Origin of the sequence: Pseudomonas xanthosomatis (assembly GCF_019139835.1) — a bacterium.
In the GTDB taxonomy this organism is placed as follows: Bacteria; Pseudomonadota; Gammaproteobacteria; order Pseudomonadales; family Pseudomonadaceae; genus Aquipseudomonas; species Aquipseudomonas fakonensis.
Genome location: NZ_CP077075.1, coordinates 2221340 through 2248071 on the forward strand (window position 1 = coordinate 2221340; position 26732 = coordinate 2248071).

The 26732-nt window shown below is 65.4% G+C and carries 18 protein-coding genes and 2 tRNA genes; 7 read left to right on the forward strand and 13 right to left on the reverse strand.

Features of this window, described 5'->3' with window-relative positions:
• Positions 1-72 precede the first annotated feature (72 nt).
• On the forward strand, positions 73-1947 hold the full coding sequence (locus tag KSS93_RS09920) for an MFS transporter (RefSeq protein ID WP_217888127.1): 1875 nt from the start codon (positions 73-75) through the stop codon (positions 1945-1947).
• A gap of 43 nt (positions 1948-1990) precedes the next feature.
• On the opposite strand, the gene sugE is transcribed toward KSS93_RS09920, so the two are convergent.
• The 3 genes from sugE to rdgC all read right to left on the reverse strand — a co-directional run bounded on the left by sugE (position 1991) and on the right by rdgC (position 4537).
• The gene (gene sugE / locus KSS93_RS09925; RefSeq protein ID WP_217842233.1) at positions 1991-2308 is read right to left on the reverse strand and encodes a quaternary ammonium compound efflux SMR transporter SugE; all 318 of its coding nucleotides are present in this window, start codon (positions 2306-2308) and stop codon (positions 1991-1993) included.
• A 175-nt stretch (positions 2309-2483) separates the two neighbouring features.
• Entirely contained in the window at positions 2484-3449 is a 966-nt protein-coding gene (locus KSS93_RS09930) for a bile acid:sodium symporter family protein (protein WP_217888128.1), read from the reverse strand.
• A 167-nt stretch (positions 3450-3616) separates the two neighbouring features.
• Entirely contained in the window at positions 3617-4537 is a 921-nt protein-coding gene (rdgC, locus tag KSS93_RS09935; protein ID WP_217842236.1) for a recombination-associated protein RdgC, read from the reverse strand.
• A 206-nt stretch (positions 4538-4743) separates the two neighbouring features.
• On the opposite strand from rdgC, the gene KSS93_RS09940 reads away from it, so the two are divergent.
• From KSS93_RS09940 to KSS93_RS09950, 3 genes are all read left to right on the forward strand, one after another.
• Positions 4744-4819 (forward strand) — tRNA-Val (locus KSS93_RS09940).
• A gap of 13 nt (positions 4820-4832) precedes the next feature.
• A tRNA-Asp gene (locus tag KSS93_RS09945) sits at positions 4833-4909 on the forward strand.
• A 155-nt stretch (positions 4910-5064) separates the two neighbouring features.
• The gene (locus tag KSS93_RS09950) at positions 5065-6765 is read left to right on the forward strand and encodes a molecular chaperone HscC (protein ID WP_217888129.1); all 1701 of its coding nucleotides are present in this window, start codon (positions 5065-5067) and stop codon (positions 6763-6765) included.
• Here KSS93_RS09950 and KSS93_RS09955 read toward each other — a convergent pair.
• From KSS93_RS09955 to KSS93_RS09970, 4 genes are all read right to left on the reverse strand, one after another.
• Positions 6759-9392, reverse strand: coding sequence for a molecular chaperone DnaJ (locus KSS93_RS09955; protein ID WP_217888130.1), 2634 nt, complete (start codon positions 9390-9392; stop codon positions 6759-6761). The genes KSS93_RS09950 and KSS93_RS09955 overlap by 7 nt on opposite strands.
• Positions 9389-10084 (reverse strand): DUF1266 domain-containing protein, encoded by a 696-nt coding sequence (locus KSS93_RS09960; protein ID WP_217888131.1) that lies wholly within the window; start codon positions 10082-10084, stop codon positions 9389-9391. Before KSS93_RS09960 ends, KSS93_RS09955 begins: the two co-directional genes overlap by 4 nt.
• 400 nt (positions 10085-10484) lie before the next feature.
• Positions 10485-11258, reverse strand: a complete 774-nt coding sequence (gene map / locus KSS93_RS09965; RefSeq protein ID WP_217888132.1) for a type I methionyl aminopeptidase — start codon at positions 11256-11258, stop codon at positions 10485-10487.
• Positions 11255-11458, reverse strand: coding sequence for a ParD-like family protein (locus tag KSS93_RS09970; RefSeq protein ID WP_217842241.1), 204 nt, complete (start codon positions 11456-11458; stop codon positions 11255-11257). The genes map and KSS93_RS09970 overlap by 4 nt, the downstream gene beginning before the upstream one ends.
• A 294-nt stretch (positions 11459-11752) precedes the next feature.
• Here KSS93_RS09970 and KSS93_RS09975 point away from each other — a divergent pair, with 294 nt between their 5' ends.
• The 3 genes from KSS93_RS09975 (at position 11753) to nirD (ending at position 19075) form a co-directional block, all read left to right on the forward strand.
• Positions 11753-15772 (forward strand): bifunctional nitrate reductase/sulfite reductase flavoprotein subunit alpha, encoded by a 4020-nt coding sequence (locus tag KSS93_RS09975; protein WP_217888133.1) that lies wholly within the window; start codon positions 11753-11755, stop codon positions 15770-15772.
• Positions 15773-16160: 388 nt separating this feature from the next.
• Entirely contained in the window at positions 16161-18713 is a 2553-nt protein-coding gene (gene nirB, locus KSS93_RS09980; protein ID WP_217888134.1) for a nitrite reductase large subunit NirB, read from the forward strand.
• Positions 18713-19075 (forward strand): nitrite reductase small subunit NirD, encoded by a 363-nt coding sequence (gene nirD / locus KSS93_RS09985; RefSeq protein WP_217888135.1) that lies wholly within the window; start codon positions 18713-18715, stop codon positions 19073-19075. Before nirB ends, nirD begins: the two co-directional genes overlap by 1 nt.
• 310 nt (positions 19076-19385) lie before the next feature.
• Here the strand turns inward: nirD and KSS93_RS09990 are convergent, their stop codons facing one another.
• The 6 genes from KSS93_RS09990 to KSS93_RS10015 all read right to left on the reverse strand — a co-directional run bounded on the left by KSS93_RS09990 (position 19386) and on the right by KSS93_RS10015 (position 26729).
• Positions 19386-19643, reverse strand: a complete 258-nt coding sequence (locus tag KSS93_RS09990) for a hypothetical protein (protein ID WP_217888136.1) — start codon at positions 19641-19643, stop codon at positions 19386-19388.
• A 15-nt stretch (positions 19644-19658) separates the two neighbouring features.
• Positions 19659-20201 (reverse strand): hypothetical protein, encoded by a 543-nt coding sequence (locus KSS93_RS09995; protein WP_217888137.1) that lies wholly within the window; start codon positions 20199-20201, stop codon positions 19659-19661.
• Between the two features lie 88 nt (positions 20202-20289).
• Positions 20290-21414, reverse strand: a complete 1125-nt coding sequence (locus KSS93_RS10000) for an ankyrin repeat domain-containing protein (protein ID WP_217888138.1) — start codon at positions 21412-21414, stop codon at positions 20290-20292.
• Positions 21415-21470: 56 nt separating this feature from the next.
• On the reverse strand, positions 21471-21656 hold the full coding sequence (locus KSS93_RS10005) for an SMI1/KNR4 family protein (RefSeq protein ID WP_217888139.1): 186 nt from the start codon (positions 21654-21656) through the stop codon (positions 21471-21473).
• A 73-nt stretch (positions 21657-21729) separates the two neighbouring features.
• Positions 21730-22158, reverse strand: coding sequence for an SMI1/KNR4 family protein (locus KSS93_RS10010; RefSeq protein ID WP_217888140.1), 429 nt, complete (start codon positions 22156-22158; stop codon positions 21730-21732).
• Positions 22155-26729, reverse strand: coding sequence for an RHS repeat-associated core domain-containing protein (locus KSS93_RS10015; protein WP_217888141.1), 4575 nt, complete (start codon positions 26727-26729; stop codon positions 22155-22157). The genes KSS93_RS10010 and KSS93_RS10015 overlap by 4 nt, the downstream gene beginning before the upstream one ends.
• Positions 26730-26732 lie beyond the last annotated feature (3 nt).

The window sequence follows — 26732 nt, forward strand, 5'->3', positions numbered from 1 at the left end:
AAAGCGTGCAGATTTGTGGCTTCCCGCGCTGTGCGTGCCTCCAATGACAAAGCCCAACCAGGTACACGGACGATGAGTCACCCCTCGCAATTCACCCTGCTCGGCAAGCGGCGCTTCCTGCCGTTCTTCATCACCCAGTCGCTGGGTGCCTTCAACGACAACCTGTTCAAGCAGTCGCTGATCCTGGCGATCCTCTACAAGCTCAGCCTCGAGGGCGACCGCTCGATCTGGGTCAACCTGTGCGCGCTGCTGTTCATCCTGCCGTTCTTCCTGTTCTCGGCGCTGGCCGGGCAGTTTGGCGAAAAGTTCGCCAAGGACCGGCTGATCCGCGCCATCAAGCTGGCCGAGATCGGCATCATGGCCATCGGCGCGGCCGGTTTCGTCACGGGCCACCTGGTGCTGATGCTGGTGGCGCTGTTCGCCATGGGCACCCACTCGGCGCTGTTCGGCCCGGTGAAGTACTCGATCCTGCCCCAGGCGTTGCGTGAAGAAGAGCTGGTGGGCGGCAACGGACTGGTGGAAATGGGCACCTTCCTGGCGATCCTTGCCGGCACCATTGGCGCCGGGGTGATGATGTCCTCCAGCAGCTACGCCACGGTGGTGGCCGGCGGAGTGGTCGGTACCGCGGTGCTCGGCTACCTGGCCAGCCGCTGGATCCCGCGCGCCGCCGCCGCTGCGCCGCAGATGAAACTGGACTGGAACATCTTCAAGCAGTCCTGGGCCACCCTGCGCCTGGGCCTTGGGCAAACCCCGGCGGTGTCGCGTTCGATCGTCGGCAACTCGTGGTTCTGGTTCGTCGGCGCCATTTACCTCACGCAGATCCCGGCCTACGCCAAGGACTGGCTGCACGGTGACGAGACCGTGGTCACCCTGGTGCTGACCTTGTTCTCGGTGGGCATCGCCGTGGGTTCGCTTTTATGCGAGCGCCTGAGCGGGCGCAAGGTGGAGATCGGCCTGGTGCCGTTCGGCTCGTTCGGCCTGACCCTGTTCGGGCTGCTGTGGTGGTGGCATTCGGGTGATGTGCCGGCCACCGAGGTGGCCCATGACTGGCTGGCCCTGCTGGGCATGCACCAGGCCTGGTGGATCATGCTGTCGATCGTCGGCTTGGGCGTGTTCGGCGGCTTCTACATCGTGCCGCTGTATGCGCTGATCCAGGCGCGCACGGCCGAGGGCGAGCGGGCCCGGGTGATTGCCGCCAACAACATCCTCAACGCGCTGTTCATGGTGGTGTCGGCGATCGTTACCATCGTGCTGCTGAGCCTGTTCAAGCTGAGTATCCCGCAGCTGTTCCTGGTGGTGTCGCTACTGAACATTGCGGTCAACGCATACATCTTCCGCATCGTGCCCGAGTTCACCATGCGCTTTCTCATCTGGCTGCTCAGCCACTCGATGTACCGGGTGCAGCACCGTGAGCTGGAGCGCATCCCGGACGAAGGCGCCGCCTTGCTGGTGTGCAACCACGTTTCGTTCGTCGACGCGCTGCTGCTGGGCGGGGCCATCCGCCGGCCGATCCGCTTCGTCATGTACTACAAGATCTACAACCTGCCGGTGCTCAACTTCGTGTTCCGCACCGCCGGGGCCATCCCCATTGCCGGGCGTGGCGAGGACGAGGCCACCTACGAGCGTGCCTTCGCCCGTATCGCCCAATACCTGGCCGAGGGCGAGCTGGTGTGCATCTTCCCCGAGGGCAAGCTGAGTGCGGATGGTGAAATCGACGTGTTCAAGGGCGGGGTCAACCGTATCCTCGAAGAAACCCCGGTGCCGGTGATTCCGTTGGCATTGCAGGGGCTGTGGGGCAGCTTCTTCAGCCGTGACCCGAACAAGGGCTTGTTCAGGCGTTTGTGGTCGCGGGTGACCATCGTTGCCGGCCCGGCCATTGCGGCCGAGGCGGCCAAGCCCGATGCGCTGCGTGAGCAAGTCAGCCTGTTGCGCGGGGATTTACGCTGATGCCTGTGTAGGAGCCGGCAAGCCGGCTCCTACACAGGGCGAGTCAGCTGGCGCTGACTTTCAGGCCGATCAGGCCGGTGACGATCAGCGCAACGCTGAGCAAGCGCACCAGTGCCATGGACTCGCCGAACAGAATGATCCCGGCGATCACCGTACCCACCGCACCCACACCGGTCCAGATGGCATAGGCGGTGCCCAGCGGCAGCTCCTTCATGGCCAGGCCCAACAGGCCCAGGCTCACGGCCATGGCGGCGACGGTCAGCACGGTGGGCAGCGGGCGGGTGAAACCGTCGGTGTATTTCAGGCCAACGGCCCAGCCAACCTCGAACAGGCCGGCGAAGAACAAAATGATCCAGGACATGGTGAGTCTCCATCGTGTTAAAGGATGGGGCCGTCCCCTTGAATGTCACGCAATGCGTCGTGAGGCCGTCCTCACCGTGGCTGCCATGGTGCCGATTTACCGGTTACCGGGCAAGCCACCGCCCACAAACCCTGTAGGAGCCGGCTTGCCGGCGATAGGGCCAGCCGGTAAAACCTCAATGCCTGGCCGGCTCCACGCCCTCAACCACATCCCCAGGCTCGCGCATCCGCCGGAACCAGGTAGAAAGCAGCGCCCCGGAAATGTTGTGCCACACGCTGAACAGCGCGCTGGGCACCGCCGCCAAGGGCGAGAAGTGCGCCGCCGCCAGCGCCGCCCCAAGCCCGGAGTTCTGCATGCCCACCTCCAGTGCCAGCGCCTTGCGCTGGGCCAGTGGCAGCTTGCAGAACTTGCCGGTCAGATACCCCAGCAGGTAGCCGAAGCTGTTGTGCAGCATCACCACCGCCATGATCAGCAGGCCGGACTCGGCGATCTTGGCCTGGCTGGCCGCCACCACCGCGCAGACGATCATCACGATGCTCACCACCGACACCAGCGGCAGCACCTGCACCGCCGCCTGCACCCGCGCGCCCAGCAGGCGCTGGGCCAGCACGCCAAGCACGATCGGCAGCATCACCAGCTGCAGGATCGACCAGAACATGTCCATGAACGAGACCGGCAGCCAGGCCGAGGCGAGGAACCAGATCAGCGCCGGGGTCAGCAGGGGCGCCAGCAGGGTGGTCACCGCCGCGATGGCCACGGCCAGTGCCAGGTCTCCGCGGGACAGCCAGACCATCACGTTGGAGGCCGTGCCGCTCGGGCAGCAGCCCACCAGGATCACCCCCACGGCGATCTCGGCCGGCAGGTGAAACAGCTGGCACAGCAGCCAGGCCATGCCCGGCATGATCACGAAATGCGCCACCACCCCCAGCGCCACCCGCCACGGCTGGCGGGCCAGGGCGGCGAAGTCGTCGAGCTTGAGGGTCAGGCCCATGCCGAACATCACCAGGCCCAGCAGCGGCACAATGGCCACCTTGAGCGCGATGAACCATTGCGGCATGAGGAAGGCCAGGACAGCGAACACCAGCACCCAGAGGGCGAAGGTGTTGCCGACGAAGCGGCTGAGGGCGGCGAGGGCGCGCATGGGGCAGATCCTTTTCTATTTATAGCTTTGAGATTTTCATAGGGCTCTTCGCGGGCAAGCCCGCTCCCACAGGTCATGTGAGCATCCTGTGGGAGCGGGCTTGCCCGCGAAGAGGCCGGTGAAGGCAACACATCAGTGTCGTGGCTTCACCGGCATTTTCAAATGGCTCAGACCCCCTGCGGGATCTCCTCGCCACCCAGCGCCTCGAACAGCGCCGGCAGGAACTCGCGGAAGGTCATCATCATCAGCTGGAAGCTGGCATCGAACTGCTGCGCGGCTTCATCGCCTGCGTCCTGCTCGGCCTGCTCCTGCAGCAGCTCCTCGAACTTCAGGCGCTTGATCACGGTCTTGTCGTCCAGCACGAACGACAGCTTGTCCTGCCAGGCCAGGGCCAGTTGGGTGACCACCTTGCCGGTGCTCAGGTGCAACTGGATCTCTTCGCCGGTCAGGTCCTGGCGCTTGCAGCGCACGATGCCGCCGTCTTCGGCGGTGTCACGCAGCTCGCACTCGTCCAGTACGAAGAAGTCCGGCGCCGGGCTTTGCGACTTGACCCAGTCGGTCATGGTCGCCACCGGGGCGATCTTCACGCTGACCGGGCGCACCGGCAGCGAGCCCATCACTTCACGCAGGGTCGACAGCAGGTCTTCGGCGCGCTTGGCGCTGGCCGAGTTGACCAGCACCAGGCCCTGGCGCGGGGCGATGGCGGCGAAGATCATCGAGCGGCGGATGAACGCGCGCGGCAGGAAGGCCTGGATGATCTCGTCCTTGATCTGGTCGCGCTCCTTTTTATAGACCTTGCGCATCTGCTCGGTCTCGATCTCCTCGACCTTCTCCTTCACCGCGTCGTTGACCACGCTGCTGGGCAGGATGCGCTCTTCTTTACGTGCAGCAATCAGCAGGAACTCGCCACTGACGTGCACCAGCGGCGCGTCTTCGCCCTTGCCGAACGGGGCGACGAAACCATAGGTGGTCAGTTCCTGGCTGGCGCAGGGGCGGGCCGGCTTGCTGGCCAGGGCGGCTTCCAGTGCTTCAGGCTCGAACGGGACATCCTGGGTCAGGCGGTAGGGCAGCAGGTTCTTGAACCACATGGGGGGGAATCTCTCCTTAATACATAAGGCGGGCATTATTCTCCGAGCGGTGCTTCCAGGCCAACCCTGTCAGAGGGCCAGCAGCGTACTAATAAGGAGGAAAACCGGGGGTGCGCTAGGTCTTTGAAAAATATTCAAAATAATTTGAAAAAAGTGCTTGCCAGGGTGGGGGCTCCTCCGTAGAATGCGCGCCACACCGAGACGAAGGGTGATTAGCTCAGCCGGGAGAGCATCTGCCTTACAAGCAGAGGGTCGGCGGTTCGATCCCGTCATCACCCACCACTCGATGTATAGCGCGGCGGTAGTTCAGTCGGTTAGAATACCGGCCTGTCACGCCGGGGGTCGCGGGTTCGAGTCCCGTCCGCCGCGCCATATTATGCTTCAAGGCCCACTGAACACCTTGAAGCAACAGAAAAAGCGACCTTAGGGTCGCTTTTTTTGTTTCCGGCATTGCGTCAGAATGCCCCTGTCCGCCGCCAAGGCCGCCAGGCCGGGCGTCGGGTCTTTCCGCAAGCAAGAGACCGACCATGCAGGATGCCAGCCTCTCTCCCCCCGCAACGCCTCCGCTCCTGGGCATCGACCTGGGCACCACCAACAGCCTGATCGCCGTGTGGCGTGACGGGCAGGCGCAACTGATCCCCAACGCATTGGGCGACGTGCTGACCCCTTCGGTGGTCAGTGTCGACGACGACGGCAGCATTCTGGTCGGCCAGGCCGCCCGGGCCCGCCTGACCACCCACCCGCAGCTTACCGCCGCCGCCTTCAAGCGTTTCATGGGCAGCGACAAGCGCTATGCCCTGGGCGAACACCGCTTCACCCCTGAAGAGCTGTCGGCCCTGGTGCTGGGCGCGCTCAAGCAGGATGCCGAGGCCTATCTCGGCTGCCCGGTGAACGAGGCGGTGATTTCGGTGCCGGCCTATTTCAGCGACGAGCAACGCAAGCGCACGGTGTTCGCCGCAGAGCTGGCCGGGCTCAAGGTGCAGCGGCTGATCAACGAACCTACCGCAGCGGCCATGGCCTACGGCCTGCACGAGCAGAAGTTCGAGCGCACCCTGGTGTTCGACCTAGGCGGCGGCACCTTCGACGTCACCGTGCTGGAATACGCCCTGCCGCTGATCGAGGTGCATGCCTCCACCGGCGACAACTATCTGGGCGGTGAAGACTTCACCGAGGCACTGCTGCAGGCCTGCCTGCGTGACTGGGGGCTCAAGGCCGAAGCGCTGGAGCCCCAGGCCCTGGCCAGCCTGTACGACGCAGTCGAGCAGCTCAAGCGCCAGTCGGGCGAGGGCACTGGCACCCTGCGCTGGAACGGCGATGGCCAGCCCCGTGAATGGCAGGTCGACGAACTCAAGCTGCAGTCCATCTGGGCGCCGCTGCTGGCGCGGGTGCGCGCGCCCATCGAACAGGCCCTGCGCGATGCGCGGCTGAGCCCCAAAGAGTTGGACAGCCTGGTACTGGTGGGCGGCGCCACGCGCATGCCGCAGGTGCAGCAACTGGTGGCCAAGCTGTTCGGCCGCCTGCCGTACCGCCACCTCGACCCAGACACCATCGTCGCCCTCGGCGCCGCCAGCCAGGCCGCCTGCAAGGCCCGCGACTCGGCCATCGACGAGCTGATCCTGACCGACGTCTGCCCCTACACCCTGGGCATCGCCTCCAGCCGCGGCGAAGAAGTCACCGGGGCGTTTTCGCCGATCATCGAGCGCAACACGGTGATCCCGACGTCGCGGGTGCAGCGCTTCTACAGCGGCCATGCCGAGCAAAAGGTGGTGCGCATCGCCGTGTACCAGGGCGAGCGGCCCTGGGTGCGCGACAACATCCTGGTGGACAGCTTCGAGATCCCGTTGCAGCCCACTGGCGAAATCCAGTCGCTGGACGTGCGCTTCAGCTACGACATCAATGGCCTGCTGGAGGTGGACGTCACCTTCATCGAGAGCGGCCAGAAGCACAGCCACAGCATCGACCGCAGCCCCACCGGGCTGGATGCCGAGGCGCGCCAGGCCAGCCAGGAGCGCCTGGCCAAGCTCAAGATCCACCCCCGCGACACGCTGCCCAACCGCACCTTGCTGGCACGCCTTGAGCGGGCCTGGATGCAGAGCCTGGGCGATGAGCGCGAGCTGATCGCCAGCTGGCTGGATGCCTTCAACCAGGTGTTGTCCGGGCAGCAGGCCGGCGAGATCAGCCGTGAGCGCCAGGCCCTGAGCCAGGCGCTCGACGAACTGCGCTACTGACCGTTGAGGCGGCGCAAGGTGGCCTGCAGGCCACCTTGCAGCGGCGTGGCTTCGCCGGGTACCGGGCCATAGCGGTTCGGCAGCTTGTTGCCGGGCACCGCCAGCAGCACCAGTGCCAGCCCCGGGAACACCCGGCTGAGCACCAGCACCCCCAGCAGTGACGGCACGCCCTGGCCGCAGTCACGCAGGCGGCGCAGGGCGCCACTGATCACCAATATCGCCGTCACCGCCATCATCGCCGGCAGCAGCTTCAGCAAAAAGCCGCTGAGGATCGCGGCCAGCAGGTGCAAGGCAAAGCCGGTGCGGTTCAGGCGGCTTTTGAGCTTCCAGAATTCCCACACCTTGGCCGGTGGCTCGGTCAGGTCATTGGCCAGCATGCGCTCGGCCCAGCCAAGCACGGCCATGATCGCGCAGCGCAGCGCCGGGTTTTCCCGTGGTTCATCCTTGACCCGCTGCAGCGCAAGCAGCGCGCGGGTCTTGGGCGGGGTGCAATGAACCAGCAGCGACTCCAGTGCTTCGAGCAAATTACGCACCAATCGCTGCTCCATGCCCAGCTCGCGCAGGGCCTGAGCCGGAGGGCGGCGGATCTTGCCTTCGAGCAGCCCTTGGCGCCAAGGCTCGAACCAGTCGCCTGGCACTGTTACCGCCATCAGGCGCTGGTGCAGCGAGGCGTGCTGGGCCTCGTCCAGCGAGCGATCGTGGTACAGCACCGCGCACAGCAGTACGTAGCTCAGGGTGTTGCGCTCGCTCAGGCTGCCGTCATCGTTGTCCAGGCAGTCGAGCAACTGCGCCGCGCTGGGCAGCCGTGCGCTTTTCAAGGCTTGTTCGAGGGTCGCCAGGCGTGCGGCGATGATCGCCTGCACCGGGTCCTGGCGCTCCAGGCTACCCAGCAGGCCGCCGCCCTGATGCTGCAGCAGGCGTGCGTGGGTGGCGGCGAACGGGTGGTCTTGCGGGTACTGCAACTGGCGGGTAACTGCCGGGTCGATCAGCGCCAGCCAGCGCGATGGCTGTTCGATCATCGCCAGCATGAACAGCTGCTGGCGGTGCCACTCCCACAGCTCCTCGCCCTTGGGCATCGTTGGCAGGATGATCCCGTCCTCGGCGATGCGGCCCTGCATCTGCATGGCAAAGGGCACGGTGAACATGCGCTGCATCTCGAAGTTGCAGTTGAGTTCGTAGATGGCTTGGGCGGTGTAGCGGCGCATGCGCCGCAGCCATTCGCGGCACAGCGGGCGGGTGGTGTCTTCGAGCAGGCCGGCGGGCAGTGGCGCCTCGGGGGTGACGCTCAGGCAGTAGTGCTGCAGCGCCTGGGCTACCGGGGAATGCTCCAGCCAGTGGATTTGCTGGGTGGCCTGGCGCTGCAGGCCTTCGACGATCAGCGCATCGAGCGGGTGCTCGCCCGGGCGGTGGGCGAGCACCCGGCGCAGCAGCCCGGTTTCACCGCGTTGCAAGGCCCAGGCATGCCAGTACAGCTGTTGCATTTCGCGGTCGTCCTGGTCCTGCAGCAGCCAGGCCAGCAGCGGCAGTTCGTCATCGCCGTCCAGGCGCCAGTCGATGAACAGGCCGGCGATGCCGTCCAGTTCCAGGCGTGCCGCCGCCGACCAGCGCATCAAGGTTTGCGGCGATTGCCCGGGGCTGCCCCAGGCCTGTGCCGGGTCGGCCAGCTCGGTTGGCCAGCTGGCCGGGGTTTGCTGGCGGTCCAGGGCCTGGATCAGCAGCGGCAGGCGCAGCGGCTGGTCGCGCGAGCAGATGTCGATCAGCCAGCGCTCGGCCTGCGGGTGCTGGTGCTCGCGGTACAGGCGCAGCCAGTAGCCCAGGGCATCCTGCTCGGCGCCCAGGGCGCTGGCCTGGCGGGCCAGCAGGTAGAGCAGGTCGGCGCTGTCTTCACCCTGGGCCTGGCGCTCCAGCAACTGCTCGTAAAAGCTCGGGCTGGCCACGCCGGCATGGCAGAACTGCTGCATCAGGCGCTGGATCAGCGCCGGGTCATCGGGCAGTGCCAGGCAGGTGTGCTCGTTGGCGAACTCTTCGTACTCGAACAGCGGCCGCTGCTGGTAGCAGAATTCGAGGCTGCGCAGGTACCACAGGGCTTCCATCTGCGCGGTGGCCGGCCAGTCGCGCATCAGTGCGGTGTCGAACGGGTCGGGCTGCTCCAGGCGGTCGAGCAGGGCTTCGGCGTGTTGCGGGTTGTCCAGGCGCAGCAGTTGGTCAGCCCAGGCCAGGCGCCGGGCCAGCAGGCCGGCGCAGTGGTGGGACAACGGCCCGCAGTCGTACAGGGTGTACAGCAACTGGCCGCTGAGCTGGTCGAGTTCATCCAGCGGCAGGTCGTCCAGCGCGGCGATGTAGCTTTGCCAGGCCTGCGGGTCGAAGCGCTGGGCCGGGTCTTCGAGCAGGTCGTAGAAGCGCTGCAGGGCAGGGTGGGTGGCTTCTGGTTGCGAAGTTGGCTGCGCTTCTTGCGCGGCTTCAGGCTCGCGGGCCAGGCGCAGGGCCTGTTCGTAGGCTTCGCGCAGGGCCTGGAAGCCTTCAGGGTCGGTCTCGGGGTGGTGCGCGGGCAGGCGGCCGCGGTAGGCCAGGCGAATGGCATCGAGGTCCTGGGTCGGTTCGATGCCCAGGCAAATCCAGCAGCTCATGACCAGCAGTCCTCTTCCAGCGTGGCGGGGCGGGGTGGTTCGGGCAGCTCCATGTCCCATGGCAGCCCGGCCAGCAGGTCTTGGGCGCCGTGGCGCAGGTTGAGCACGATGCAGCGGTTCCAGTGGTCGCTGCCCTGGCGCTCCAGGCCTGCGGCCAGTTGCTCGTCGCTGCTGTCGTTGGCGATGTTCCACAGCGCCTTGCCGAACAGGTAGCCGGCCAGGTAGCGGTCCCAGCGGTTGTAGTAGTGGCGGGCGCGCAGGGCCAGGCGGTAATGCAGGTAGAGGCTTTCGTCGAGGCTGATGTAGCCTTTTTTCAGCCCGGCGCGCAGCAGGTAGCCCATGCGCGCCAGGTCCCAGGCGCGGGTGCCGCCGGGGCCGCAGTCGGGGAAGGTGTGCGCGGCGTACTGGTGCAGGATGCGCTGGCGCGGCTCAAGGCCCTCGAGCAGGGCTTGCCACTGGCTGGGCAGGCAGCGTTGGTATTGCCAGTAGGCGCCGGCCAGCTCGGTGGCGTGGCCGGTGTCGGCCATGCCCAGCATGCCCAGCAACTGGGCGCGGTTGCTGATGCCCCACCAGCGTTCGAGGTCGGTTTGTTCGTCGTCTTCGTAGTAGTCGGGGGCGGTGTAGCTGGCGCCGTTCAGGGCGGCCATGGGGGCTGACAGGGCATGCAGCCAGTTTTGTGCGGGTTCGTCCATGATGGGGTCCTTGCTGGGGCGCTGGGGATTGTAATGCAACGGGCTGTGGCGGGGTAATCGGGGGTGGGGGTGGCAGGTGCCTGGCTAAAGTTTTGCAGCGCTTATGAGATCGAGCGCCGCCCGCGCGGCGCTTCGCGGGCAAGCCCGCTCCCACAGTTTGTTTCGGGCCAATTATTCCTGTGCAGGTACCCGCGCCTGCCCTGGTGCATGTCTTGAGTCATGTGGAGCGGCTGCGATGCCCACGCTGAAACCGCGGCGTACAAACAAGGGGGACCCGGTACCGGCACAGGAGAGACTGGCCCGAAACAAACTGTGGGAGCGGGCTTGCCCGCGAAGCGCCGCGCGGGCGGCGCTCGATCTGATAAGCGCTGCAAAGGCTGTGGCGAACACCTGTCAGCCTCTACCCCCGCTCCTCCCCCCGCAAGGTCAAAACCTCATACCCACTCTCGGTCACCGCCACCGTATGCTCCCACTGCGCCGACAAACTCCGGTCCCGGGTAATCACCGTCCAGCCATCGCGCAACCCCCGTGTCCCGCGCCCGCCCTGGTTGATCATCGGCTCGATGGTGAACACCATCCCCGGCTGCAGCTTCAGCCCCATCCCGCGCTCACCGAAGTGCAGTACCTCGGGCGCCTCGTGCATCTGCTGGCCGATGCCATGCCCGCAGTACTCGCGCACCACGCTATAGCCCGCCGCCTCGGCATGCACCTGAATGGCATGGCCGATATCCCCGAGGGTCGCCCCCGGGCGTACCTGCTCGATGCCTTTCCACAGCGCCTGGTAGGTGGTGTCCACCAGGCGCCGCGCGTCGGCGCTGATCTGCCCGATACAGTACATCTTCGACGAGTCGGCAATGTAGCCACCCTGTTCCAGGGTGATATCCACATTGACGATCGAACCCACGGCCAGCACCTCGTCAGCCCTGGGCATGCCGTGGCACACCACATGGTCCACCGAGGTGTTCAGGGCGTAGGGGAAACCATACTGCCCCTTGCTCGCCGGCCGTGCCTTGAGCTGCTCGACAATGAACGCCTCGGCGCAGTCGTTGATCTGCAGGGTGCTCACCCCGGGGCGGATGAAACCGTCCAGGTGGGCGAACACCTGGGCCAGCAGGCCGCCGGCGCGGCGCATCAGGGCCAACTCGGCGGGGCCCTTGAGAATCACCTTGCTCATTGCAGCAGCTCCTTGAGCTTGGCCTGCTCCTGGCGCAGCAGCTGGCGCAGCAGTTCCTGGTAAGTGGCCTGGGGGTGCAGCTCGGCCAGCATGCCGATGCGGATCCAGTGTTCGGCCTGGGCGTTGATCGAGCGCGACAGGGCGGCGCTGGCGATGCGCAGGTCTTCGTGGAGGTCGTCGCAGATCTTGACGATGCCCATGGGGGGTACCTTTGTATATGAAACGTATATGAATCATATCGTCTTGGGGTGAGCAAGTGCCACCTGTTGGTGCGTGATTCACCATTGAGGTGCATGAGGGCAGCCGGCCTCATCGCCGGCAAGCCGGCTCCTACAGGCGGATGGGGTTGGCCCGGGATTTGCTCTCGCTCAAGTATCCAGGCCATCAACGACGATGGCCGCTATTCATCACGACGAAGGCGCCGTGTTGCCCCGCTTGCCAACAGCAGGCGGGGCAGCCGGCGCCTTTGCCGTTTCTGCAGCAGGAGATCGCCGATGAGCAGCAGCGAGGTACGCAGCGTTTGCCCGTATTGCGGGGTAGGGTGCGGCATCGTCATGAGCGTGCGCGACGGCAAGGTGGTCAAGGTCAGCGGCGACAAGCAGCACCCCAGCAACTTCGGCCGCCTGTGCACCAAGGGGCTGACCGCCCACGTGCCGCTGGACGCCGGGCGCATGGCCCAGGCCTTCGTGCGCCGCCAGCGCCAGCAGCAGCCGGTGCGCAACGCCATGCCGGCGGCCATCGACGAGGCGGCCACGCGCCTGCGCGCGATCATCGACCAGCACGGCCCCGACGCCGTGGCGCTGTACGTGTCCGGGCAAATGTCGCTGGAGGCCCAGTACCTGGCCAACAAGCTGGCCAAGGGTTTTATCCGTACCCGCCATATCGAGTCCAACTCGCGGCTGTGCATGGCCAGTGCCGGCAGCGGCTACAAGCAGTCGCTGGGTGCCGACGGCCCGCCCGGCAGCTACCAGGATTTCGAGCGCGCCGAGGTGTTTCTGGTGATCGGCGCGAACATGGCCGACTGTCACCCCATCCTCTTTCTGCGCCTGCTCGACCGCCTCAAGGCCGGCGCCAGGTTGATCGTCGTCGACCCCAGGCGCAGCGCCACCGCCGACAAGGCGCACCTGTTCCTGCAACTGCGCCCGGGCACCGACATGGCGCTGCTCAACGGCCTGCTGCACCTGCTGCACCTGAACGGCCATACCGACACCGACTTCATCGCCCGGTATACCGAAGGCTGGGGTGACATGCCGGCGTTTCTCGCCGACTACACCCCCGAGCGCGTCGCGGCCATCACCGGCCTTGCGCCCGAAGCCATCGAAGAGGCTGCCCGGCTGATCGGCGAGGCCGGTGAGTGGATGAGCTGCTGGACCATGGGCCTGAACCAGAGCATCCACGGCACCTGGCACAGCAACGCACTGTGCAACCTGCACCTGGCCACCGGCGCCATCTGCCGCCCTGGCAGCGGGCCGTTTTCGCTCACCGGCCAGCCCAACGCCATGGGCGGGCGCGAGATGGGCTACATGGGCCCGGGTTTGCCGGGGCAGCGCTCGGCGCAGGTCGAGGCCGACCGGGCGTTCGTCGAGCAGCAGTGGCAGTTGCCGGCCGGCAGCCTGCGCAGCGAAGGCGGCGAGGGCACCGTGGCGCTGTTCGAGCAGATGAAAGCCGGTGAGGTGAAGGCCTGCTGGATCATCTGCAGCAACCCGGTGGCCAGTGTCGCCAACCGCCAGCAGGTGATCGACGGCCTCACCCAGGCTGAGCTGGTGATCTGCCAGGACGCCTTTCTCGATAGCGAGACCAACCGCTACGCCGACATTCTGCTGCCCGCTGCACTATGGGCTGAAGGCGAGGGGGTGATGATCAACAGCGAGCGCAACCTCACCCTGATGCCACGTGCCGTCGAGCCCCCCGGCGACAGCCTGGAGGACTGGCGCATCATTGCGCGCATCGCCTGTGCCATGGGCTACGGCGAGGCCTTCGATTACCCCGACGCCGAAGCGGTGTACGACGAAATCCGCCGTTTCTGGAACCCGGCCACCGGCTACGACCTGCGCGGCATCGGCTACCCCGAGCTGCGCCAGCAACCGCGCCAATGGCCCTGCGCCCCAGGGCGCGATGACGACCGCAGCCCGCAGCGTTACCACAACGACGGTATCAGCCAGCAGTTGCTGCAGCAGGCCGATGGCACACAGCCGGCGCTGGCCTTCCCCACCGCCAGCGGCAAGGCGCGCTTCTTCGCCCGGCCCTGGCTGCCGCCGGCCGAGCTGCCGGACGAAGCCTTCCCCTTCGTGCTCAATACCGGCCGCGTGCAGCACCAGTGGCACACCCTGACCAAGACCGGCAAGGTGGCGAGCCTGAACAAGCTCGAGCCCGGCCCCTTCGTCGAGCTTCACCCCGATGATGCCCGCCGCCTGGGCGTGCGCGACAAGGACCAGGTGGCAATCCGCTCGCGCCGCGGCCAGGCCGTGCTGCCGGCCCGGCTCAGCGACCGCGTGCTGCCCGGCGGCTGCTTCGCGCCGTTTCACTGGAACGACCTGTACGGCGAGCAGTTGGCGATCAACGCCGTGACCTGCGATGCCGTCGACCCCACCTCGCTGCAGCCGGCCTTCAAGCATTGCGCCGTGGCCCTGGAGCGGGTGGCCGGCGAACGCATCGACGCCCTCGACCTGACCACCGCCACCCCTTCGGAGCCCACCAGCATGCCGAACGCCACCTTGTCCCGCCTGCTCGGCCTGGACGCCTTGCCGGCCCCGGTGCTGGCCGAGGACGAGCGCCATTACCTGCAAGGCTTTTTGCTGGGCCTGGGCCAGGCCCGCTTCGAGGGCGTGCCGAGCCTGCCGGCCAGCGCGCCACTGGCCCCCACACGGCGGCTGTTCGTCGACGGCCTGTTGGCCGGGCTGTTCGCCCAACAGGCGCCGGCTGTACAGCTGTTGCAGCAGGCGCCGCAGCACCGGGTGCTGTGGGCCTCGCAAACCGGCAATGGCGAGGCCCTGGCCGAACGCTGCGCCGAGCGTTTGCGCGGTGCCGGCCTGGCGGTCGAACTGAGCTGCATGGAGGCGGTGAGCCCGGTGCAATTGCAGGGCGCCGCCAGTGTGCTGCTGATCGCCAGCACCTTCGGCGACGGCGAGGCCCCCGACAGCGGTGCGGCGTTCTGGCAGGCATTGCAGGGCGAGGAGGGCGGGCACTGCGCCACGCTGCCTTATGCCGTACTGGCGCTGGGGGATTCGAGCTACGACCAGTTTTGCGGCTTCGGCCGCAAGCTCGACCAGCGCCTGGCCGACCTTGGCGCTAGGCGGTTGCTGGAGCGAGTAGATTGCGAGCCGGACTTCGACGACGCCTTCAATGCTTGGCTGGAGGCACTGCTCGTGCAACTGGGCAGCACCGAGCCTGCGCCTGCACAGCCTGAGCAGGCCGCCGGCTACAGCAAGCAGCAGCCCTGGCTGGCGCCGCTGCTGGAAAACCGCCTGCTCAACGGCCCAGGCTCGAGCAAGGAAACCCGGCAGATGGTGTTCGACCTGCGCGGCAGCGGGTTCACCTACCAGCCCGGTGATGCCTTGGGCGTGTGGCCGCGCAACTGCCCGGCGCTGGTGGCGGAGTTGCTTGAGCTGATGCAACTGGACGGCGAGGCCATGGTCGAGCTCAAGGGCCAGGCGCCGATGGCGCTGGCCAGCGCCCTGGAGCGCCACCTGGACATCACCCGGGTGAGCACCGCGCAGCTTGAGCTGTTCAGCCAGGGCCACGAACAGTTGCAGCGCTTGCTGCTGCCTGAGCACAAGGCCGAACTCAAGGACTGGCTGTGGGGCCGGCAACTGGCCGATGTGCTGCGCGCCTTCCCCCGGCAATTGCCGCTGGCCACCTGGCTGAGCTTGCTCAAGCCATTGCAGCCGCGCCTGTATTCCATCAGCTCAAGCCCCGTCGCCCACCCAGGCCAGGTGCACCTGACCACCTCGACCGTGCGCTACGGCCAGCGCAAGGGCGTGTGCTCGGCGTTTCTCGCCGACCGCGCCGGGGCACTGGAGGTGGCGATTTTTCCGCAGCCGTCCAAGCACTTTCACCTGCCCGAAGACGACAGCACGCCGATCATCATGATCGGCCCCGGCACTGGCATCGCGCCGTTCAAGGGCTTTTTGGAAGAACGCGAAGTGCGTGGGGCCAGCGGCGGCAACTGGCTGTTCTTCGGCGAGCAGCAGGCGGCCTGCGACTTCTACTATCGCGAGCAGTTGCAGGCCTGGGAGGCCTGCGGCCACCTGCGCCTGAGCACCGCGTTCTCCCGTGACCAGGCCGAGAAGATCTATGTGCAGCACCGCCTGCTTGAGCAAGGCGCCGAGTTGTGGAACTGGTTGCAAAAAGGCGCATACGTTTATGTGTGTGGCGATGCCCAGCGCATGGCCAAGGATGTGGATGCAGCGTTACGCCAGGTGGTGGCTGAGCACGGCGGTATGGATGCCGACGCGGCGGCGGCTTATGTCGAAGGCCTGGGGCGCGACAAGCGTTATCGGCGTGATGTGTATTGATACGTGCACCAGAGTGGGGAAGGTTGCACCGGGTTGGTTCGCCAGTGTTCATGCAGCAGCCCCTTTTGAATGAGTAGCAGGCCCCTGTGGGAGCGGGCTTGCCCGCGAACACCGGCACAGCCGGTGCCATCCACCGAGTCGCCTGCTTCGCGGGCAAGCCCGCTCCCACAGGGGTTGCGGTGAACCTGCGAGTTTCATCCATAGCCTCGTAGCTGCGACACCGGCAGCAGCGGCAAGCGTGTTGGCACACTCCCTGCTTTGCTACCTGCACAACAGCCCCACCGATCAACGGCGATCGCCCAGGGGCCTCACACTGATGAGTACAGGCAAAGGCGCCTGGAGCTTCGGCTCCAGGCGCCTTTTTGTTTTCCGTGATCGAGGATCGGCTATGAACGCAACAGCGAGCGGTGCACCCAAAGGGCGACTGGTCATCGTCGGCAACGGCATGGTCGGCCACCACTGTGTCGAACAACTGGTGGCCCGCGGCGCGCTCGAGCGCTTCGAACTGCACGTGTTCGGCGAAGAGCGCCAGCGCGCCTACGACCGCGTGCACCTGTCCGAGTACTTCACCGGCAGCTGCGCCGAAACCCTGGCCCTGTGCGACCAGGCCTTCTATCCAGATAGCGGCGTGCACCTGCACCTGGGCGAGGCGGTGCTGGAGATCGACCGCGAACGCGCCGAGGTGGTCACCGCCGAGGGCCGCTACGGCTACGACCAGCTGGTGCTGGCCACCGGCTCCTACCCGTTCGTGCCGCCGATCGAAGGTTCTGCTGGCGATGCCCGCCTGGTCTACCGCACCCTCGATGACCTTGACGCCATCCGCGCCGCCGCAGGTTCGGCCCGCCGTGGCGTGGTGGTGGGCGGTGGCCTGCTCGGGCTGGAGGCGGCCAACGCGCTCAAGTCCCTGGGCCTGGAAGCCCATGTGGTGGAGTTCGCCCCACGCTTGATGCCGGTGCAACTGGACAGCGAAGGCGGCGCCGCGCTCAAGGCGCAGATCGAAGCCCTGGGCGTGGGTGTGCACCTGTCCCGCGCCACCCAGTCGATCAGCGCAGGCGCCGACTACCGCTACCGCATGAACTTCGACGGCGGCGAACACCTGGAAACCGACCTGGTGGTGTTCTCGGCGGGCATTCGCCCGCAGGACGCCCTGGGCCGCGCCTGCGGCCTGGACATCGCCGCCCGTGGCGGGGTGGTGATCGACAACCACTGCACCACCAGCGACCCGTGCATCTTTGCCATCGGCGAGTGCGCCTCTTGGAACGGCAGTGTGTTCGGCCTGGTCGCCCCGGGCTATGCCATGGCCCGCAACCTGGCCGCCTTGCTGATGGGCGAGCAGGCCCAGGCCTTCACCGGCGCCGACATGTCGACCAAGCTCAAGCTGCTGGGTGTGGACGTGGGCTCCATCGGCGATGCCCACGGCGCCACCGCCGGCGCGCGCAGCTACCGCTTCATCGACGAAGCCAACGCCTCGTACCGCCGCCTGGTGGTGGATGCCAGCGGCAAGCACGTGCTCGGCGCGGTACTGGTGGGCGACAACAGCTACTACGACACCCTGCTGCAGTACGCCCAGAACGGCATCAAGCTGCCTGCCGACCCGGCCGCGCTGATTCTGCCGCAAGGCGGTGGTGCGCCGGCCCTGGGCGCCGATGCATTGCCCGACAGCGCGACCATCTGCTCGTGCCACAACGTCAGCAAGGGCGCGGTGTGCGCGGCCATCGACAGCGGCTGCGGCGACCTCGCTTCGGTCAAGGCCTGCACCAAGGCCGCCAGTGGCTGTGGCGGTTGCGCGGCGCTGCTCAAGCAAGTGTTCGAGCACGAGCTCACCGCCCGCGGGGTGACCGTGGACAAAAGCCTGTGCGAGCACTTCGCCTACACCCGCCAGGAGCTTTACGCCCTGGTGCGGGTAGAGGGCATCCGCACCTTCGCCGAGCTGCTCGAACGCCATGGCAAGGGGCATGTGGGTTGCGACATCTGCAAGCCGGCGGTGGGCAACATCCTCGCCTCGTGCTGGAACCAGCCGATTATGGACCCGGCGTTGGTGCCGCTGCAGGACACCAACGACACCTTCATGGCCAACATGCAGAAAAACGGCACCTACTCGGTGGTGCCGCGTATCCCCGGTGGCGAAATCACCCCGGAAAAACTCATCGTCATCGGCCAGGTGGCGAAAAAATACGACCTCTATACCAAGATCACCGGCGGCCAGCGCATCGACCTGTTCGGTGCCCAGCTGCATGAGCTGCCGCTGATCTGGGGCGAGCTGATCGAGGCCGGCTTCGAGACCGGCCACGCCTACGGCAAATCGACCCGCACGGTGAAATCCTGCGTGGGCAGCACCTGGTGCCGCTACGGTGTGCAGGACAGCGTGGCCATGGCCCTGCGCCTGGAAGACCGCTACAAGGGCCTGCGCAGCCCGCACAAGCTCAAGTTCGCGGTGTCGGGTTGCACCCGCGAGTGCGCCGAGGCGCAAAGCAAGGATATCGGCGTGATCGCCACCGACAAGGGCTGGAACCTCTACGTGTGCGGCAACGGCGGCATGCGCCCGCGCCACGCCGAGCTGTTCGCCACCGACCTTGACGACGAAACCCTGGTGCGCCTGATCGACCGCGTACTGATGTTCTACATCCGCACCGCCGACAAGCTGCAGCGCACCTCGGTGTGGCGCGAGAACCTCGAAGGCGGCCTGGACTACCTCAAGCAGGTGGTGCTGGACGACAGCCTGGGCCTGGCCGCCGAGCTTGAGGCGCAGATGCAGCACGTGGTCGAGCAGTATGAATGCGAGTGGGCCAACGCCCTGAGCGACCCGGAAAAACTCAAGCGCTTCCGTACCTTCGTCAACGACAAGCGCGCCGACCCCGATGTGCACTTTGTCCGCGAACGCGGCCAGCGCCGCCCGGCGGCGGCGCTGCACCTGATCCCCACCCATGAGGAGGCTGTGTGATGAACCTGTCCAATGCTGCTGAGAAGGTTGAGCCGAACTGGCTGCACGTGTGCGCCGCCGACGACCTGGTTGCCGACTCCGGCGTGGTGGTGTGGCACCAGGGCCAGCAGGTGGCGCTGTTCTACCTGCCGGGCCAGGGCCGCGAGCTGTACGCAGTGGGCAACCGCGACCCGCGCTCGGGCGCCAACATCATCGGCCGCGGGCTGGTGGGCAGCCTGGGCGGCGAGGTGGTGGTCGCCGCGCCGCTGTACAAGCAGCACTTCTGCCTGGCCAGCGGCCGTTGCCTGGAAGACCCGCAGCAGGCGCTGCCGGTGTGGCCGGCGCGGATCAGCGACGGGCAGGTGCAGATTGCCCGCGGGTGATTGGTAGTGTGCAAAGCCTGAACCCCGCGTCGCCTGCATCGCGGGCAAGCCCGCTCCCACAGGACCGCGCAGAGCCTGAAGCGAGCGCGGTCCCTGTAGGAGATTACCCAGCCCTGCGGGCTGCGCTGTCGCGCAGAGAACTAGTCTCGCAGATGTACTGCGGCCCCTGTGGGAAGCGGCCTTGTGTCGCGATGGGCTGCGCAGCAGCCCCGGCAATTTTGCATGAGGCTGAAGCCTTGGGGCCGCTTCGCGCCCCATCTCGACCGGACGGCGCCCCGGCAAGGCCGCTTCCCACGGGAACCGTGTTAAATCAATGAGTTGTAGTTTGTTCTATGAGAGCCGGCTTGCCGGCGATCACCGGCGCAGCCGGTGCCATCCACCGCGCCGGCTGCATCGCGGGCAGATCCCCCCTGGCGGATAGCCTGGTTTCGATCGCCTGATCGTTGATGAACAACTCGAACACGTTGCTGGGCCCGGTACCCAGGCGTTGCAGGAAAGCCAGCAGGGTCTGCGGGTCGAACAGCACGATGCCGGGGGCGTAGAGGGTGAGGTTGGCGAATGTTTTCATGGGCTGTATGGCGCTTCAGATCTGTTGCCAGAAGTCCGGGTGCCGTGATTGCACCAGGTGTTGAATAACCTTTGCATCCGCTGCCTGCAGAAACCCGCTGGCAATGCCTTGAACCAACAACTCAAAGTTGGCCGCGACCGGCAGGCCGTCTTGAGCAGTGGGTGTGTGGGTAATGGCGTAGACCTGCTCATCGTTGCAGTCGAGCACGATGGCATAAGGGTCTGAGGTGGCGACCACCAATTGCTGCGCCGGGCGTTGTGCCGTGCTCCACCAGGGGCTTTCAGCCTGCTCGTGGTTCAGCGCGATCAGGTGTTCGAGATAGTCACCGCCAATACCGAAAGTGATCGGCCCCAAGGTGAAATCGTCCAGATCGTAACGGTTCAGAAAAGTGATGAAGGCCGGCGCCAGTTGCACGTTCAACCTTCGCTCCAGCTGGGCGACCGGGCAGGGCGCGCAGCGTGGCTTGAGCCGGTAGACCTTAAGCTCAGGCATTTCCTCCAGCAATGGGGTAAAGCGTTGGTGCAGCGCCTGTTCGATTTGGCCGGTTGAAAGCAGCATGTCGTTTCCCGTTTGGTGCAGGTGAGTGTGCCAGGTTGCCTCGACCACCTAGCGCTACTGCCTAATGTGGTGCTTCAGAAATACCTCACTAGTACTCGTAGGGCAGGGCGATGGCGTTCCAGCGCGCAGTGCGCTTTTTTTCCACGAACTTGGCAAGCTTGGCCGGTGTAGCGATGCTGTCGAGCTTGGTGTCGGCCACCGGTACCAGCATCAGTAGTTTGACCGGGTCGCTGATGGCTTGACTGTCGGCGGCTCCCTGCGGGTTCCAGACGTAGTCGACCACCACCACGGCGCCGATGCCTTTGGGCCAAGCCAGGGTGCTGGCCAATTCGCTCTGCGTTGTCAGTACCAGCCCTTCTTCGATACTAGCGCCACCCACCACATGCCCGGCGAGGCTGAGCAGCAGCTTCATGGGAAACGACAGCGGCGCATCCGACAGTGCGGCGCTGGCGCTGACCGGCCAGTTGTCGGTGAGGCAGAAGAACAGCTCTGTGCGCGGTTTGAAGTCTGCCAACCCCAGGGTGAACAGCAGCTTGTAGCGCCATTTGTTTTCGACGTTGGCCAGGCGCAGTTGCACCGCGTGCCCCTGCACGTCGTGGCAGTAAGCGATGGGCAACACCGGGCCGACTGTCTGGCTGACGTAATGGCCGATGGCGCCCAGCCGCTGTGTGGACCAGTCGATGGGGGTGTCGAGCGTTGCCTGGGCGCCGCTGCGCTGAAGTAGCTGCTGCAGTTCCACATGCTTCCAGACCTTGGCCAGATCCAGCGGTGTCTGGTGCAGGTTGGCATGCAAGCGATTGATGTCCGCCCCGGCCTGCAGCAGCTGCGCGGCCACGTTCAGGTGGCCGAAACGCACCGCGTTGAGCAGCGGGTTGGCCACCGCCTCCGGCGCGCCATCGACCCGGGCGCCTTGCTGCAAAAGCCAGGTTACGCTGCCCAGCTGGCCACTGGCGGCCGCTTCGCTCAGTGGGGTGGTGCGGGCTTCCCGGCGGGCCGCCTCGTCCACTGCAACGCCCAGCTCGCGCAGGTACATGCAGGCCTCGAGGTTGCCGCTGGCGGCGGCGATGTGCATCAGGCTGCGGTAGCCGGGCTCGGTGTTGATCGACAGCGTGGCCAGTTCTGGCTGTGGTGCCAGGATCGATTGCAGTTGACCCAGGTCGTGCTGTTCGATGGCGACTCTGGCGTTCCATACCGCTGTGGCAGCGTTGCTCATGTGGGGGCGTTTCCCGCGTGGGTTGGTCAGTTGCGCCGTGCAAAGCGATGGGGTGATCAGGGCAACGGCAGGCCGAAGTATTCTGGTTGGAAGGCATGCTCGATCACGAAATCGAAAAAGCCCTGCCCGGTGTCCAGGGTTTCGCCGGTACCGGTATCGTGGAAGACCACCTGCTCGAGGCAGCGGCCATTGTCGATTGAAAAGGCATGGTAGCCGCCTGTGCCATCGTCGCTGAACGCCACGATGTCATCCGCAAGTTCAAACCCACATGGCTTTGACAGCGTTCGTCATATTCTTGTGTTCGCGGCGCAACGGTCAGGGGAACGAGGACGTCAACAATGCTTCTAGCGAAGGTGCCAGCAGTTCGACCTCTCCTTCATCGTGCAGGTACAGGTAAAGCTGCCCCTGGCTGTTCATGAGGATCGGGTTGCCGCTGCCGTCGTCTGAAATTGCCAGCGCGTCGTGCAGCTCTGGCAGGCCGCTGGTGTCGTAACGATCACGAAAGCGCTCGGTCAGCTCGGTCACGGTCGTTTTACCTAGCATGCTGCCGTTCTCGAAAGCATGGATATCCACGCCACCGAATGCGCCACCAAACAGTTTGATGAACTCCACGTAGTCAGGATGGAAGGTGATGCCCAAGGCCTGTTGTGCGGCCTCGATCTGCTCATCGGTCGCAGGCTTGCCCATGAGGTCAGGGTGGTCGTTGAACAGTTGCAGCAGCTTGCCTTTGAGTTCGTCGTTCATAGTTCACAGGCTCCGTTGGAGGCTTTGCTTTGTTTGCGGTCGAGCGCTTTTTGCGCTTGCGACACCCAGAACTCTTTCTTCCACAGGTTGAATTCCTGACGGTTGTTGATACCGGCGCCTTTTTGCTTGCCCTTGGGGTGCTGGCCGGCATTGTGCTCTTTGCTGCCGTGATGTTTCTGTGGCATGCCGGTGATCGGCCCTTCACTCTGTTGGCGATGATGGTGCAGATCGATTCTTTCGCCTTTCTGGTCCACGGGCGACTTACCGAATGGCGTCGGTGCATCAGGGCCATTCATGAAGATGGTGCTCTTGAGTTGGGATTCGGTCAGGTGATCCAGATCGATGTAGCCTCGCGCCTCGAGGGTCAGGCCGCGGCTGTCGGTGAACACGACCGAGTTGGTATGCAGCCCCAACGGGTCGATCCATATTATCGGGTTGGGTGAATAGCGATAAAGGTTCAGGCCGCCCAGCAGGCCGATCGGGTCGGCTTGCGTGAAGCGCCCGATGTCCGGGTCGTAGAAACGCAGGATGTTGTAGTGCAAGCCTGTTTCGCGGTCCAGGTACTGCCCCTGGAAACGCAGGTTCTGCTGACGGTCCGTGTGGGGGTTATGCCATTCGTCTCGGCTATTGCCCCAGACCTCGTGCTCACTGTGCCAGACGGCATTGCCCTGTTCATCGGTCACCTGCTCCGGGAGCCCGGCAAGGTTGGTATGGAAGTAGAAAAACGATTCCTTGCCCGCGCGGCCGTCGATGCGGGCCAATGGTTCATGGCTGTTCGGGTCGGTATAGACATACAGGCTCGGTTTACCATCCTGCTGCTCGTACAACAGCCGCAGGCCCTGCCAGAAGAACTCGGTCTGGCTCACTGGGGTGGGGTGGTCGTTGCGATACAGCTGTTTGCGGGTACGCCGCCCGAGCGGGTCGTAGCTGAACTCTATGCGTTCGCGAACGGCGCCTCGTTGCTGGCAGATTCGCCTCAGTCGGTGTTCGGCGTCGTACTCGAAGTGCTGCACCAGGCGGTTGGCGGTGCGTTTTTCCAGCAGCCTGCCAAAGGCATCGTAGCGATAGTGCAGCCCCTTGTAGCGGGTAACCCTGTCGTGTTGTACGTGGCCGCCCATGCTTGCCCCATCCAGCGGGTTGCCGGCCCTGTCATAGGCATATTGCTCGACCCGCTGCCCTTCAGCGCCGGGACGCTGGTGAATGGCGCCGTGCAGGCGTTCGGTAGGGCCGTAGACATAGCTGACCTGGCCCTGAAAGCTGCCTTGCCCATGGGCGGCACTGCGCATACGGCCAATGATGGCTTCACTGTCGTCGGTGGGGATGCCACCGCGCCGGTGAGTTTGGGTCAGCACCTCGCGCACTAGGTCGTCGGCGGCGTCGTAGTGGTAGTCCTTTTGCAGCAACGCGAGGGTCGCCGCGCTGGCGTCGTGGTAGCGGATCGCCTTCTGCACCAGACGTGCGCAACTGTCGTAGCTACGGCGAGTATCAAGCTTGCCCTGGCTGCGCAGCACCTCGGCATGCAGTTCGTCGCGTTCGAAATCGCAGATCACTCGGCCATCGAGGTTCATCTGGTGCAGGTGACCGCTACCGTAGTAGAGATGATTGAGGCAGCGGCCGTCTGGCAGGGTCAGGGTTTGCAGGTTGCCCTGTTCGTCGTGGCTGTAGCGCAATTGGCCAGCGTCGCTGGTTTCGCTGAGCAATTGCCCCAAGGCATCGTAACTGAAATGCAAATGCTGCTGGCTGCCCTGAACGTCGCTGCAACTGATCGACAGCAGGTTGTCGGCGGCATCGTAGCGGTAGTCAGTAGTGCCGTCCGCAGTGTGCTTGCGCAATACCCGGCCCACGGCGTCGTGCTCGAAGCGTTGGGTCTGTGGCTGTGCCTGCAGGCCGGGATGTGGCAGCAGGTCGATTTGTACGAGGTTGCCGGCAACATCGTAGTGGTAGTCGCGCCCCCCTCCGTCCAGGTTGCGCTGGCTACGCGGACGGTCGAGTTCATCCCAGGCAAGGCGGTAGTGCTCACCGTTCTCGTTCTCCAGCTGGACCAGGCGGTCGTAGCAGTCCCAGCTTGTGCGTTGGGTTAACCCCATGGCATCGGTACGTTGGATCAGGCGGCCACGGCTGTCGTAAGACCATTGGGTGACCTGCTGTGCCGGGCCTGTATGGCTGATCAGTTGACCGGCCGCGTCGAACCGGTAGTGGTCTGTCCGTCCGTCCGGGCGCAGGCTTTGCTCCAGTCGGCCGCGGGCGTCGAACTGATAACGGGTTATGGCGCCCCTGGCATCGCGGATGGCGCTCAGATAGCCGCGTGGGTCATGGCTGTAGGCCGTGCTGTGGCCCGAGCAGTCACGCATTGCGGTCAGCCGGCCTTGGGCGTTCCATTCAAAATCGCGGGTTTTACCCAGCGTATCGCGCAACTGTCTCAGGCGGCCTTGCTGGTCGTAGGCATACTGCGTGCTTCGCCCCAGGGCATCGGTTGTACGCAGCAGGTTGCCTTGGCGGTCGTAGTCAAAGCGTTGCTGTTGGCCGGCGCCAGTGGTGATCCGCATGGGCAATGCCCAGTGCTCTGTGTACTCGATGCGTTCGCTGCGGCCCAAGGGGTCCTGGATGCCGGTCAGGCGTCCCAGCGCGTCATAGCTGTAGCGCCATTGGTTCCCTTGCGGGTCAGTAGTGGCAACCAGCCGGCCTTGTTCGATGCTTTCCTGCCAGCGCTGCCCGAGAGGGTCGATATAAAGCGTGATCTCATGCATCGGCCCCCATTCGTAGTGCTCGCTACGGCCGAGGCCGTCGGTGATGTCTGTGTGGCCGCGCTGCAGGTCGTACGTGAAGCTGTATTCCTCGCCGTCCTCGCTCCAGTGCCGCACCACTCGCCACTCGTGATCAGGCTGCGGCTCCAGCAGCGCTGGCAATCCGGCAGGTTGGCGCAAACAGGCATCGAAGCGTTGCCACTGGTAGTGAAAGACTGCCCCGGTGGGCAGCATGTGGCTGGCCATCAGGCCCTGCTCGGTGTAGCAGAAGCGGCGCATTATCTGGCCGCCGGGCTCCAGTACTTCGCTCAATTGGCCGTCGGCGGTGTGGCGATAGCTCACCAGCGTTTCATGCTTTTGCACCTCGAATTGGCTGCCTGGGCGCAGATACAGGCGGCGAACCTCGCTGACCCTGCGTCGATGAGCCTCGCTGTAGCACATCTGGATCGCAGTGCTGGCGAAGGTGTCGGCGAGGTACTGTAGCCGCCCTTCGGCGTCGTAGAGCAGGTCGAGGCGATTGAGATTGCGATCGCCCAGTTGCACCAGGCGTGAGCGCCGAGGGTCGTGTGGATCGGTCTTGAACACCTGGTATTGGCCGCTGTAGATGCACTCCACCACGGTGATTCCATGGGCCTGATGGAAAAAGGCCAAACCATCCAGTGAACTGACGAAAGCGCTGCCTTCCTGAAGCTGGCCCAGTTCTATGCGCGAGCCTTCTTCGTCAACGTAGACCCACAATTCGCCACCTTGCGGGTGTGCGACGCGCTCGATACGGACTTCGTAAACCAGGCTCCAACCCCGGCCGAACATACCGTCGTCACGAGAGTCGTTGCTGTCGTAACGGCGAGCCCATTCGATGGGGAGAAGCCCCGGCAAGTTGAAATCGTGGTCTTCGATACCATCCAGAAGTTTGGCGCCGCTGGACACCATCACCGGTCTGCCCTTGCACCGGGGGATGCGTGAGCGTGGCCGTGGCGACTTGCCCGGTCGCGGCCGTGCCTTGCCCCCGCGCCGTGACAGCAGCATCCCGGCCACGATGCCGATGATCTTCGCCGCCGCACTCTTGCCATCGTGGATGTCCCGCACGGTCACCGTGCCGCCGCCGATGCGCACGTTGGGCGAGAAGGTCATGCCGATCGGCCCGTCGCAGGTGCTCTTGTCCCCCACGCGCGCGGCCGGGTGGCCGTTGATGAACACCTTGTCCGAACCCTGGGCGACAAAGTTGGGCGTCGGGTGCTTGCTGCACTTGACTGTGTCCAGCTCGGCAGGCTGGGTGCCGGGGTCTGCCGGAGTGGTCACCGGCGGGTTGAAGATGCTGTTGATCTCCTGGGCCAGGCCGATGATCGGCAGCATCATCGAGGCGCCGATCATCGCGTAGCTGCCGATGTTTTCCAGTATCGAGGGTTCTTCGGCGGGGCCTTCCGGCTCGCTGACGCCGGTGACGACACCGGCTGCGCGAGCGGCAGGGATGCCGTTGATATGGGTATTGACCGACCCCGTCTCGATAGCCCCGTAAGGCTCTGGCGGGAACATCGAATTGCCCACCCAACTGCTGAAGTCCGAGATTTGGTCGCCGATGCTCTTGTCTTCGCCACCGGGCAGCATGGCCGCAGCGCCGACCAGCGCGCCGGCGATCAGCGGGGTCAGCACCGCTGCCGCCCCGCCGGTGCCGACCACGGCCACCACGGCGCCGCCGATGGCTGCGGCCACCGCGGCGGTGGCCGCGGCATACACCACGGCCTCGGTCAGGGTGCTGACCAGCTCGGCCATCAGCGGCGGGTGCAGGATGAGGTCGCCCTGGCGGGCGGCGTGCAGGCTATCGTCCATGAG

Excerpts from the sequence above, each read along its gene's own strand:
- KSS93_RS09990 (WP_217888136.1), bottom strand. The coding sequence starts at position 19,643 with ATGAAAACATTCGCCAACCTCACCCTCTACGCCCCCGGCATCGTGCTG.
- KSS93_RS09975 (WP_217888133.1), top strand. The coding sequence starts at position 11,753 with ATGAGCAGCAGCGAGGTACGCAGCGTTTGCCCGTATTGCGGGGTAGGG.
- KSS93_RS09955 (WP_217888130.1), bottom strand. The coding sequence starts at position 9,392 with ATGAGCTGCTGGATTTGCCTGGGCATCGAACCGACCCAGGACCTCGAT.
- sugE (WP_217842233.1), bottom strand. The coding sequence starts at position 2,308 with ATGTCCTGGATCATTTTGTTCTTCGCCGGCCTGTTCGAGGTTGGCTGG.
- KSS93_RS10010 (WP_217888140.1), bottom strand. The coding sequence starts at position 22,158 with ATGAACGACGAACTCAAAGGCAAGCTGCTGCAACTGTTCAACGACCAC.
- nirB (WP_217888134.1), top strand. The coding sequence starts at position 16,161 with ATGAACGCAACAGCGAGCGGTGCACCCAAAGGGCGACTGGTCATCGTC.
- nirD (WP_217888135.1), top strand. The coding sequence starts at position 18,713 with ATGAACCTGTCCAATGCTGCTGAGAAGGTTGAGCCGAACTGGCTGCAC.
- KSS93_RS09950 (WP_217888129.1), top strand. The coding sequence starts at position 5,065 with ATGCAGGATGCCAGCCTCTCTCCCCCCGCAACGCCTCCGCTCCTGGGC.
- KSS93_RS09930 (WP_217888128.1), bottom strand. The coding sequence starts at position 3,449 with ATGCGCGCCCTCGCCGCCCTCAGCCGCTTCGTCGGCAACACCTTCGCC.
- KSS93_RS09995 (WP_217888137.1), bottom strand. The coding sequence starts at position 20,201 with ATGCTGCTTTCAACCGGCCAAATCGAACAGGCGCTGCACCAACGCTTT.
- KSS93_RS09960 (WP_217888131.1), bottom strand. The coding sequence starts at position 10,084 with ATGGACGAACCCGCACAAAACTGGCTGCATGCCCTGTCAGCCCCCATG.
- KSS93_RS10000 (WP_217888138.1), bottom strand. The coding sequence starts at position 21,414 with ATGAGCAACGCTGCCACAGCGGTATGGAACGCCAGAGTCGCCATCGAA.
- KSS93_RS09970 (WP_217842241.1), bottom strand. The coding sequence starts at position 11,458 with ATGGGCATCGTCAAGATCTGCGACGACCTCCACGAAGACCTGCGCATC.
- map (WP_217888132.1), bottom strand. The coding sequence starts at position 11,258 with ATGAGCAAGGTGATTCTCAAGGGCCCCGCCGAGTTGGCCCTGATGCGC.
- KSS93_RS10015 (WP_217888141.1), bottom strand. The coding sequence starts at position 26,729 with ATGGACGATAGCCTGCACGCCGCCCGCCAGGGCGACCTCATCCTGCAC.
- KSS93_RS09920 (WP_217888127.1), top strand. The coding sequence starts at position 73 with ATGAGTCACCCCTCGCAATTCACCCTGCTCGGCAAGCGGCGCTTCCTG.
- rdgC (WP_217842236.1), bottom strand. The coding sequence starts at position 4,537 with ATGTGGTTCAAGAACCTGCTGCCCTACCGCCTGACCCAGGATGTCCCG.